Source organism: Streptomyces sp. NPDC057099, assembly GCF_042671245.1.
Taxonomy (GTDB): domain Bacteria; phylum Actinomycetota; class Actinomycetes; order Streptomycetales; family Streptomycetaceae; genus Streptomyces; species Streptomyces purpurascens.
On record NZ_JBHUTX010000015.1, the window covers coordinates 164,781 to 174,754 of the forward strand.

Here is a 9,974-nt window from a genome sequence, read left to right on the forward strand (position 1 = left end):
CACACCCCAGCTCACGGCCTCGCAGGTCTACCATCACTCCATGACCCGTGTACTGCTCGCCGAGGACGACGCGTCCATCTCGGAGCCGCTGGCCCGTGCTCTGCGCCGGGAGGGCTACGAGGTCGAGGTGCGTGAGGACGGCCCCACCGCTCTCGACGCAGGACTGCAAGGCGGCGTCGACCTGGTCGTGCTCGACCTGGGTCTGCCCGGCATGGACGGTCTGGAGGTGGCCCGCCGCCTGCGTGGCGAGGGCCACACCATCCCGATCCTCATCCTGACCGCGCGCGCCGACGAGGTGGACACCGTCGTCGGGCTCGACGCGGGCGCCGACGACTACGTCACCAAGCCCTTCCGGCTCGCCGAGCTGCTCGCGCGCGTCCGGGCCCTGCTGCGGCGCGGTGCCGCCGAGCCGCAGCAGCCGCCCGCCACGCACGGCGTGCGCATCGACGTCGAGTCGCACCGCGCCTGGATGGGCGAGGAGGAGCTGCAGCTCACCGCCAAGGAGTTCGACCTGCTGCGGGTGCTGGTGCGCGACGCGGGCCGGGTCGTCACCCGCGACCAGCTGATGCGCGAGGTCTGGGACACCACCTGGTGGTCGTCGACCAAGACCCTCGACATGCACATCTCCTGGCTGCGCAAGAAGCTCGGCGACGACGCGGCCAACCCCCGCTACATCGCCACCGTGCGCGGTGTGGGCTTCCGTTTCGAGAAGAGCTGAGCCGCGGGGCAGGCAGGCACGGGTAACAGGACATGCGCCGCCGACTGATCCAGTCCACGCTCGCCGTGGTGCTGGTCGTGATCGCCGTCTTCGGTGTCTCGCTCGTCATCGTCGAGACCAGGACGATCAGCAACAGTGCCCAGGAACGGGTGGAGTCCGAGGCGGTCCGCCTCGCCAGCATCGTCGACAGCCGGCTGTTCGGCGAGCAGCAGGTCGACGCCGAGGTGCTGCGCGAGCAGGTCACACAGAACCGCTACTACGCGGTGATCCGGCTCCCCGGCGAGGCGCCCATCGAGGTCGGCACCCAGCCGTCCGGTGACGTCATCAGCGCGACCGCGCCCGGCGAGGAGGGCGAGACGGTCACCGTCCAGGAGCCGCGCTCCTCTGTGACCCGCGAGGTCGGCCGGACGCTGCTGATCATCGCGCTGGTCGCGCTGCTGGCGGTGGTGGCCGCGGTGCTGCTGGCGGTCCGCCAGGCGAACCGGCTTGCGTCGCCGCTGACCGACCTCGCGGAGACCGCCGAGCGGCTCGGCTCGGGCGATCCCCGCCCCCGCCACAAGCGGTACGGCGTGCCCGAGCTGGACCGGGTGGCGGACGTGCTGGACGGCTCCGCCGAGCGCATCGCCCGCATGCTCACCGCCGAACGCCGACTGGCCGCGGACGCCTCCCACCAGCTGCGGACACCGCTCACGGCGCTGTCCATGCGGCTGGAGGAGATCACCCTCACCGACGACCCGGACACGGTGAAGGACGAGGCGACGATCGCGCTCACGCAGGTCGAGCGCCTCACGGACGTCGTCGAGCGGCTGCTGACCAACTCCCGCGATCCGCGCACCGGCTCCGCCGTCACCTTCGACCTCGACGAGGTCATCCAGCAGCAGCTCGCCGAGTGGCGGCCGGCGTACCGCAGCGCGGGCCGGGCGATCGTCAGCTCCGGAAAGCGGCATCTGGAGGCGGTCGGCACGCCCGGCGCGGTCGCGCAGGTGCTGGCCGCGCTGATCGAGAATTCCCTGATGCACGGTGGCGGCACGGTGGCCCTGCGGACCCGCGTCACCGGCAACCAGGCGGTCATCGAGGTCACGGACGAGGGCCCCGGCGTCCCCGCCGACCTGGGCGCGCGCATCTTCGAGCGGGCGATCAGCGGCCGCAACTCCACCGGCATCGGCCTCGCCGTCGCCCGCGACCTGGCGGAAGCGGACGGCGGCCGCCTGGAAATGCTCCAGACCAAGCCCCCGGTCTTCGGCCTGTTCCTGTCCCGCACAGCCGCCCAGACGTCGATGACGGACGAGGACGAGCCGACGGTCCGCTGAGGCTCTCGTCCGGTACGGCTACGGCACCCGCTGCTTGTTCCGCTCCTGCTCCGCCGTCGGGCCGGTGTCCGACGCCGGTGTCCGGGCCGGGAGGGCGACGAAGACCCAGGTGCGGTACGACCAGAAGCGGAAGAGCGTGGCGACGCCGATGCCGACGAACTTGAAGATGTTGTTCTGGAGCGGGGTGTTCCAGCCGAAGCCGTAGGTCGCCGCGTACAGGACGCCGTTCTCGATGACCAGGCCCACCGCGCTGAACAGCAGGAACAGGGTCATTTCCCGGGTGCGGCCGGACTTGTCGCGGTCGCGGTATGTGAAGTAGCGGAAGCCGATGTAGTTGAAGATGATCGCGACGACGGTCGCGATGACGCTCGCGCGGACCACCTGGAGGTCGGTGACGTGCCGCACCAGGTTGAACACGAGCAGGTTGACGAGCACCCCGGCTCCGCCCACCGCGCCGAACTTGGCGACTTCGCGAACGAGCCCTCGGAGCCGAGAGGCACCATGTCCCATGGTCGTGCAGGCCCCCGTCCCTCAGTTGGCGTCAACCCAGCCATGCTAACCACCCTCCCGCGCGATCTTCCTGCGGATACCGGTGGACGGCCGGAGATGGTCCGGGCCGGTTGGGGGAGGGACAGGAAACCGGCCACCTTGGCGCGGCCGATACCCTGAGGGAGTGACGTTTCCGGTAGTCGGCATGGTCGGCGGTGGCCAGCTCGCTCGTATGACACACGAGGCGGGCATCCCGCTGGGCATCAGGTTCAAGCTTCTCAGTGACACCCCGCAGGACTCAGCTGCGCAGGTCGTGAGCGATGTCGTCATCGGCGACTATCGCGACCTGGACACGCTGCGCGCCTTCGCACGCGGGTGCGATGTGATCACCTTCGATCACGAACACGTTCCCACCGAGCACCTCAGAGCCCTGGAGGCGGACGGCATCCCCGTGCGCCCCGGCCCCGACGCGCTCGTGCACGCCCAGGACAAGGGCGTGATGCGCGCGAAGCTCGACGCGATCGGCGTGCCCTGCCCCAGGCACCGGATCGTCTCCGATCCGCGGGACGTGGCGGCCTTCGCCGCCGAGGGAGAGGGCTTCCCCGTCGTCCTCAAGACCGTCCGCGGCGGCTACGACGGCAAGGGCGTGTGGGTCGTGGACTCCGCCGAGGAGGCCGCCGACCCGTTCAAGGCCGGTGTCCCCGTGCTCGCCGAGGAGAAGGTCGACTTCCTGCGCGAGCTGGCCGCCAACGTCGTACGGTCGCCGCACGGCCAGGCCGTCGCCTACCCGGTCGTGGAGTCCCGGCAGGTGAACGGCGTCTGCGACACGGTCATCGCCCCGGCCCCCGACCTCGACGAGGACCTCGCGGTCCGGGCCTCCGAGATGGCCCTGAACATCGCCAAGGAACTCGGTGTCGTCGGGCACCTCGCGGTCGAGCTGTTCCAGACCCGCGACGGACGCATCCTCGTCAACGAGCTGGCGATGCGCCCGCACAACTCCGGCCACTGGTCGATGGACGGCGCGGTCACCAGCCAGTTCGCCAACCACGTCCGGGCGGTCCTGGACCTGCCCCTCGGCGACCCGCGCCCGCGCGCCGGGTGGACGGTCATGGTCAACGTCCTCGGCGGCGACTTCCCGGACATGTACTCCGCGTACCTGCACTGCATGGCCCGCGACCCCCAGCTCAAGATCCACATGTACGGCAAGGACGTGAAGCCCGGCCGCAAGGTCGGACACGTCAACACCTACGGCGACGACCTGGACGAGGTGCTGGAGCGCGCCCGTCACGCAGCCGGCTACCTGAGAGGCACCATCACCGAATGAGCCCTGTTGTTGGCATCGTCATGGGGTCGGACTCCGACTGGCCCGTCATGGAGGCCGCCGCGAAGGCCCTCGACGAGTTCGAGATCCCCTACGAGGTGGACGTCGTGTCGGCCCACCGCATGCCGCGCGAGATGGTCGCGTACGGCGAGCAGGCCGACGGCCGCGGGCTCAAGGCGATCATCGCCGGGGCCGGCGGCGCCGCCCACCTGCCCGGCATGCTCGCCTCGGTCACCCCGCTGCCGGTCATCGGCGTGCCCGTGCCGCTGAAGTACCTCGACGGCATGGACAGCCTGCTGTCGATCGTCCAGATGCCGGCCGGTGTGCCCGTCGCGACGGTCTCCGTCGCCGGTGCCCGCAACGCCGGTCTGCTGGCCGCCCGCATCCTCGCCGCGCACGACGAGGAGCTGCGCGGCCGGATGCGCGAGTTCCAGCAGGAGCTGAACGACCAGGCCACCGAGAAGGGCAAGCGCCTGCGCTCCAAGGTCGAGGGCTCGGGCGGCTTCGGCTTCGGCGCGGGGAAGTGACGGCGATGACCTCCCTGGAGTCGGCCCGGGAACTCCTGCGCGAGTTCCCGGTCGCCGACGGCCACAACGACCTGCCCTGGGCGCTGCGCGAGCAGGTCCGCTACGACCTCGACGCCCGCGATGTCGCCGCCGACCAGAGCGCCCACCTGCACACCGACATCCCCCGGCTGCGCGCGGGCGGCGTCGGTGCGCAGTACTGGTCCGTGTACGTCCGTACGGACTCGCCGGACCCGGTCGCGGCCACCCTCGAACAGATCGACTGCGTACGGCAGCTGCTGGCCCGCCACCCCGGTGACCTCAGGCCCGCGCTGACGGCCGCCGACATGGAGGCCGCGCGCGGGGAGGGCCGGATCGCCTCCCTCATGGGGGCGGAGGGCGGCCACTCCATCGCCAACTCCCTGGGCACCCTGCGCGGTCTGTACGGCCTCGGCGTCCGGTACCTGACCCTCACCCACAACGACAACGTGGACTGGGCGGACTCCGCGACCGACGCACCGAAGGCCGGCGGCCTCACCGCCTTCGGCCGCGAGGTCGTACGGGAGATGAACCGCGTCGGCATGCTCGTCGACCTCTCCCACGTGGCGGCGACGACCATGCGGGACGCGCTCGACACGAGCACCGCCCCGGTGATCTTCTCCCACTCCTCCGCGCGGGCCGTGTGCGACCACCCGCGCAACATCCCGGACGACGTCCTGGAGCGGCTGCCCGCCAACGGCGGTGTCGCGATGGTGACGTTCGTGCCGAAGTTCGTGCTCCAGGCGGCCGTGGACTGGACGGCCGAGGCCGACGAGAACATGCGCGCCCACGGCTTCCACCACCTCGACACCACCGCGGAGGCCATGAAGGTCCACCGCGCCTTCGAGGGGCGCCGGCCGCGCCCGGTCGCGACGGTGTCGACGGTCGCCGACCACCTGGACCACATGCGCGAGGTCGCCGGCGTCGACCACCTCGGCATCGGCGGCGACTACGACGGCACGGCCTTCACCCCCGACGGCCTCGACGACGTCTCCGGCTACCCGAACCTCCTCGCCGAGCTGCTGGACCGCGGCTGGTCCAAGGCCGATCTGGCCAAGCTGACCTGGAAGAACGCGGTCCGGGTGCTGGGCGGGGCCGAGGGCGTGGCCCGGGGCCTTCAGGCGACGCGGCCGGCGTCCAACGCCACGATCGAGTCGCTCGACGCCCTCGACGGCTGAGTGTCCAGGGCGGGGTAGTCGGTGTAACCGGCCGCCCCGCCCACGTACATGAAGTACCGGTCGCGCACCTCGTTCAGGGGCGCGCCGAGCCGCAGCCGGGTCACCAGGTCCGGGTTGGCGAGGAAGGGCCTGCCGAGGGCGATCAGGTCCGCCCCGGCGGCCAGCAGCGCCTCCGACTCCCGGTGCACGGCTTCGGTGGTGACCTCCTTCAGTACGGGGTTGGCGACGATCACCCCGGGCCACGCGGCGCGCACCCGCCGGAACACCGGGGTCTGCGGGTCGGCGTACCCCAGGTGCAGATAGGCGAGCCCCAGACCGCCGAGCCGCTCGGCGAGCGCCGGGTAGAGCTCCTCGGTCTCGCCCTCCGCGATGCCGTTGACGGTGTTGCCGGGGGAGACCCTGAGTCCCACACGCTCGGCGCCGATCTCGGCGGCCACGGCCTCGGTCACCTCGGCCGTGAACCGGATCCGGGCGGCGACCGGACCGCCGTAGCCGTCGGAGCGGAGGTTGGTGTTCGCGGCCAGGAACTGGTGCAGGAGGTAGCCGTTGGCGGAGTGCACCTCCACCCCCTCGAAACCCGCCTCGACCGCGTTGCGGGCGGCCTTCGCGAAGTCGGCGACGGTGGTGCGGATGTCCTCGGCGGTCATCTCCCCGGGCACCACGGCTGGTTGATGCCCCTCCGGCGTGAAGATCGTCTCGGGCAGCGGGACGGGCGAGGGCGCGAGGGGCGTCAGCCCGCTGTTCGCGGGGTGACCGACCCGGCCGCCGTGCTGGAGCTGCAGGAACATCCGGCCGCCCGCGTCCCGCACCGCCTCGGTGACCTGCCGCCAGCCGGCCACATGCTCCGGGCTGTGGACGGCGGTGATGTTCGGGTACGTCTGTCCGACCGCGTTCGGCGTCGCGGCCTCGGCGACGATCAGCCCGGCGGCGGCGCGCTGGGCGTAGTACGTGGCCATGAGGGGAGTCGGAGTGCCGTCGGCCTCGGCCCGGTTGCGGGTCATCGGGGCCATCACCAGACGGTTGGGCAGGTCCAGCCCGGGGAGACGAGCCGGTTCGAAGAGTGCTGTCGTGTGCTGCGTCATGCGCTTACGCTAGAACCTGACACTGATGTCAGAATCAAGTGCGGGAGTGGACGTGCGGATCGGCGAACTGGCCCGGCGTACCAACGTCAGCGAGCGGTCGCTGCGCTACTACGAGAAGCAGGGCATGCTCTTCGCCGAGCGGACGCCCGGCGGGCACCGGGAGTACCCGGAGGCCGCCGTGGACCGGGTCATCCGGATCCAGGAGCTGTTCGCGGCGGGACTGTGCAGCGAGAAGATCGTCCAGCTGCTGCCGTGCATGCGGGACGCGGACGGCGGCCCCTCGGCCCGGGCCACCCCCAGCCTGGTCGCCAACCTCACCGCCGAGCGCGCCCGCATCGACCGGATGATCGCCGACCTGGTCCGCTCCCGGGACACCCTGGACGAGGTGATCGACGCGGCCCGGCTGCCCTGAGCGCCCACCAGGCCCGGGGCCGTACTCCGAACGCCCCGCTCACCAGGAACAGCCCCTCGCTCCGTGCGACGGTGACCGTACGTCACGAGCACGTACGGAGCCGCCATGGCAGATCTCCAGCACGACCTGCGCCCGGCCGCCGCAGCCGGAGAGTTCGACGACCTGACCGAGCAGTACCCCGACGAGGGTGTCGTCGCGGCGGAGCCCTACGAGCCCGTCTCCGATCCGGACGACGCGCCCCTGACCCGGGCCCACGCCATCCTCGCCGCCCATCCCGTCGCCGACGGGTACAACGGACTGCCCTGGGCGCTCAAGCGCCTGTCCTACTACGACCTCGAGGACGGCGAGAGCACCGTCGACACGGACGTGCCCCGGCTGCGCCGCGGCCATGTGGGCGCGCTGTTCTGGTCGCTGCACCTGCCCGAGGGCCTCGACGGCGACCGGGCCGTCGGCGCCACCCTGGAGCAGCTCGACCTGGCGAAGACCATCGTCCGCACCTGCGACGAGGGCCTGCGGCCCGCCTGTACGGCCGGGCAGGTCGCCGACGCCCGCAACTGCGGCCGCGTCGCCGTGCTCCTCGGTCCCGCCGGGGCCTCGGCCGTGGGCGACTCGCTGGGCACCCTGCGCCAGCTGCATCTGCTCGGCCTGCGGGCCCTGACGCTGACCGGGGTGTCCTGGGCGAGCGACGCGGGGCTGACCCGGTTCGGCGAGGAGGTCGTGCGCGAGATGAACCGGCTCGGTGTCATCGCGGACCTCTCCGGCGCCCCGGAGCAGACCGTCCGCCGCGTGCTGAGCCTCTCCCGGGCACCCGTGCTGTTCAGCCGCTCCGCGGCCCGCGAGATCCGCCCCCACCCGGTCAACCTCCCCGACGACCTGCTGGCGGAGCTGGGCGCGGCCAAGGGACTGTGCCTGGTGCCGCTGACGGCCGAGCAGACCGGCCCGACCGTCCGTGACGTCGCCGACCACCTCGACCACATCCGTGCCGTGGCCGGAGCGCAGTGCGTCGGACTGTCCGGCACCTACGACTCCGGCTCCGCCCATCCGCAGGAACTCGGCGACATCTCCTGCTACCCGCGGCTGATCGCGGAGCTGCTGCGGCGCGGCTGGGAGGAGGGCGATGTGGCCCTCCTGACCTGGGGCAACGTCCAGCGCGTCCTGCGCGGGGCCGACTTCACCGCGCGCGCCGCCCAGCAGCGCCGGGCGCCGTCGAAGGCGACGATCTCGGAGCTGGACGGGTAACCGTCCGGGTCAGTCGTGCGCGATCCGGCAGAGGCAGAACGGGTGCCCCGCCGGGTCCGCGTAGACCCGGAAGTCCTTCTTCTCGTCGTCCTCCTTGTCCAGCACCCGCGCGCCCAGCGCCAGCACCCGCTCCTCGGCCGCGTCGATCTCCTCCCAGGTCGCGCCGCCGTCGAAGTCCAGGTGGAACTGCTGGGCGTTGCGGTCGGGGCGGGGCCACTCCGGCGGGGTGTGACCGGGCGAGCGCTGGAAGGCGAGCCGGGGCCCGCCGGGGAGGCGCAGCACCACCCAGTCGGGGTCGTCGTCCTCCGGGGTGCCGCCCCCGACCGCCGCGTAGAAACGGGCCAACTCGCGCGGGTCGGGGCAGTCGACGACCACGGAACGGAAATGTGCCACCGCGGACATGAGGCCTCCCGGTGTCAGCAGGCGCAGAGGCAGAACGGGTGCCCGGCGGGGTCGGCGTAAACCCGGAAGCTCCGGGAGCGGTCCTCGGTGTCCAGCGGCTTGGCGCCGAGCGCCAGCACACCCTTCTCCGCCGCGTCCAGGTCCTCCACGTCCAGGTCGAGGTGGAACTGCTGCGAGTGGTCGGGCGCCGGCCATGTCGGCGGTACGAAACCGGGGGCGGCCTGGAAGGCCAGTGGTGTGGCGCCCGGCACCTTCAGGTCGACCCACTCGTCCTCCCCGTCGGTCGCGACCTCCGGCGTGCCGCCGAGCAGCTCGGCGTAGAAGCCGGCGAGGGCGTGCGGGTCGGGACAGTCCAGGACGACGACACCCAGCTTGGCGAGAGCCATGACTTACTCCTCGAAGTCGCTGTTACCTTCAGAGTCAGGTAACCGGTAACCGTTACTGCATGCTCCCCCATCGGCGGTAACCTCGCAAGGGAAAAAGCGAGAGGTACGGTCCAGCCATGACGGAGAGATCACCCGCGCCCGGCGGCCTGGCCCTGGTCGAGGCCCTGGTGAACACGCTGGACATCGAGTCGGGCGCCGACACGCTGGACTCGCCCGAAGGCCGGGCACGCTTCGGGATCACGGCCGACGAGACAGCCCGGGCCCGCGCCCTCCGCGAGTCCCTACGCGCGACCCTCCTCGCCCACGCCGGCCACCCACCGCACCGCGAGACGCCCCCGCTCGGCGAACTCCTCGCCCGGGCCCCGCTCATCGTCACGGTCGACCCGACGGACGGCACGGCCGCCCTGACCCCCGCCGACGACCACTCCCTGCCCGCCCGCGTGGCCGCCGCCGTCGCCGAAGCCCTGGTCGCCGGCACCTGGACCCGCCTCAAGGCCTGCGAGGCCACCGACTGCCTCTGGGCCTACTACGACCGCAGCCCGGCCGGCCGCGGCCGCTGGTGCTCGATGCAGGTGTGCGGGGCCCGGGCGAAGATGCGGCGTTATCGGGCGAAGGGGGCTTAGGGGGTTCTTGTCCGTTGGTTGGCGTGCCGCTGGCTGTGCGGATGCAGGTGTGCCGAGGCCTCGGGGCGGGCCGCTACGGGCCGGGGAGTTCGGTGCGTGGTCCAGGGGTGCTGTTGCCGGGCCGAGAGGGATTGGCGTGTGCTCGGGCATCGTCGCCCCTGGGCGGGAGCCCGCGGGCGTGCCCTTGCCCGGGCCAAGAGGCCCAGCGGGCCCCGCGTCACCGCTCCGTGGGGCAGAATGCACGGTGACGCCGGTTCGGCCGACTGAGCCGG

Annotated in this window: 12 protein-coding genes; 8 read left to right on the forward strand and 4 right to left on the reverse strand. The window is 72.0% G+C overall.

What is annotated here, in order from left to right:
• The first annotated feature begins 40 nt into the window (after window positions 1–40).
• On the forward strand, window positions 41–718 hold the full coding sequence (locus ACFT4A_RS21045; RefSeq protein ID WP_189726740.1) for a response regulator transcription factor: 678 nt from the start codon (window positions 41–43) through the stop codon (window positions 716–718).
• A gap of 32 nt (window positions 719–750) precedes the next feature.
• Window positions 751–2,028 carry an ATP-binding protein gene (locus tag ACFT4A_RS21050; RefSeq protein WP_382832307.1) on the forward strand — a complete coding sequence of 426 codons (1,278 nt, stop codon included), beginning with the start codon at window positions 751–753 and terminating at the stop codon, window positions 2,026–2,028.
• An 18-nt stretch (window positions 2,029–2,046) separates the two neighbouring features.
• Here the strand turns inward: ACFT4A_RS21050 and ACFT4A_RS21055 are convergent, their stop codons facing one another.
• Window positions 2,047–2,538 carry a GtrA family protein gene (locus tag ACFT4A_RS21055; RefSeq protein WP_382832309.1) on the reverse strand — a complete coding sequence of 164 codons (492 nt, stop codon included), beginning with the start codon at window positions 2,536–2,538 and terminating at the stop codon, window positions 2,047–2,049.
• Between the two features lie 163 nt (window positions 2,539–2,701).
• Between ACFT4A_RS21055 and ACFT4A_RS21060 the strand changes: the two genes are divergently transcribed.
• From ACFT4A_RS21060 to ACFT4A_RS21070, 3 genes are read left to right on the forward strand one after another with little or no spacing between them, the layout of a single operon-like run.
• Window positions 2,702–3,841 carry a 5-(carboxyamino)imidazole ribonucleotide synthase gene (locus tag ACFT4A_RS21060; protein WP_382832310.1) on the forward strand — a complete coding sequence of 380 codons (1,140 nt, stop codon included), beginning with the start codon at window positions 2,702–2,704 and terminating at the stop codon, window positions 3,839–3,841.
• Complete coding sequence (purE, locus tag ACFT4A_RS21065; protein ID WP_382832312.1) at window positions 3,838–4,365, forward strand: 5-(carboxyamino)imidazole ribonucleotide mutase; 528 nt, start codon at window positions 3,838–3,840, stop codon at window positions 4,363–4,365. Before ACFT4A_RS21060 ends, purE begins: the two co-directional genes overlap by 4 nt.
• A gap of 5 nt (window positions 4,366–4,370) precedes the next feature.
• Window positions 4,371–5,558: a dipeptidase gene (locus tag ACFT4A_RS21070; protein ID WP_382832314.1), complete on the forward strand. Its 1,188-nt coding sequence runs from the start codon at window positions 4,371–4,373 to the stop codon at window positions 5,556–5,558.
• Here ACFT4A_RS21070 and ACFT4A_RS21075 read toward each other — a convergent pair.
• The gene (locus ACFT4A_RS21075) at window positions 5,498–6,640 is read right to left on the reverse strand and encodes an alkene reductase (protein WP_382832316.1); all 1,143 of its coding nucleotides are present in this window, start codon (window positions 6,638–6,640) and stop codon (window positions 5,498–5,500) included. The genes ACFT4A_RS21070 and ACFT4A_RS21075 overlap by 61 nt on opposite strands.
• Before the next feature lie 52 nt (window positions 6,641–6,692).
• Here ACFT4A_RS21075 and ACFT4A_RS21080 point away from each other — a divergent pair, with 52 nt between their 5' ends.
• Window positions 6,693–7,052: a MerR family transcriptional regulator gene (locus tag ACFT4A_RS21080; protein ID WP_376390826.1), complete on the forward strand. Its 360-nt coding sequence runs from the start codon at window positions 6,693–6,695 to the stop codon at window positions 7,050–7,052.
• 105 nt (window positions 7,053–7,157) lie between these two features.
• Window positions 7,158–8,291 (forward strand): dipeptidase, encoded by a 1,134-nt coding sequence (locus ACFT4A_RS21085; RefSeq protein ID WP_382832317.1) that lies wholly within the window; start codon window positions 7,158–7,160, stop codon window positions 8,289–8,291.
• 9 nt (window positions 8,292–8,300) lie between these two features.
• Here ACFT4A_RS21085 and ACFT4A_RS21090 read toward each other — a convergent pair whose 3' ends face one another.
• Both ACFT4A_RS21090 and ACFT4A_RS21095 read right to left on the reverse strand, forming a co-directional pair.
• Window positions 8,301–8,693: a VOC family protein gene (locus ACFT4A_RS21090; RefSeq protein WP_382832319.1), complete on the reverse strand. Its 393-nt coding sequence runs from the start codon at window positions 8,691–8,693 to the stop codon at window positions 8,301–8,303.
• A gap of 14 nt (window positions 8,694–8,707) precedes the next feature.
• A complete protein-coding gene (locus ACFT4A_RS21095) occupies window positions 8,708–9,079 on the reverse strand; it encodes a VOC family protein (protein WP_382832320.1) in 372 nt (123 codons plus the stop codon).
• Between the two features lie 116 nt (window positions 9,080–9,195).
• Here ACFT4A_RS21095 and ACFT4A_RS21100 point away from each other — a divergent pair, with 116 nt between their 5' ends.
• Window positions 9,196–9,702 carry a CGNR zinc finger domain-containing protein gene (locus ACFT4A_RS21100; RefSeq protein ID WP_382832322.1) on the forward strand — a complete coding sequence of 169 codons (507 nt, stop codon included), beginning with the start codon at window positions 9,196–9,198 and terminating at the stop codon, window positions 9,700–9,702.
• Window positions 9,703–9,974: the final 272 nt, after the last annotated feature.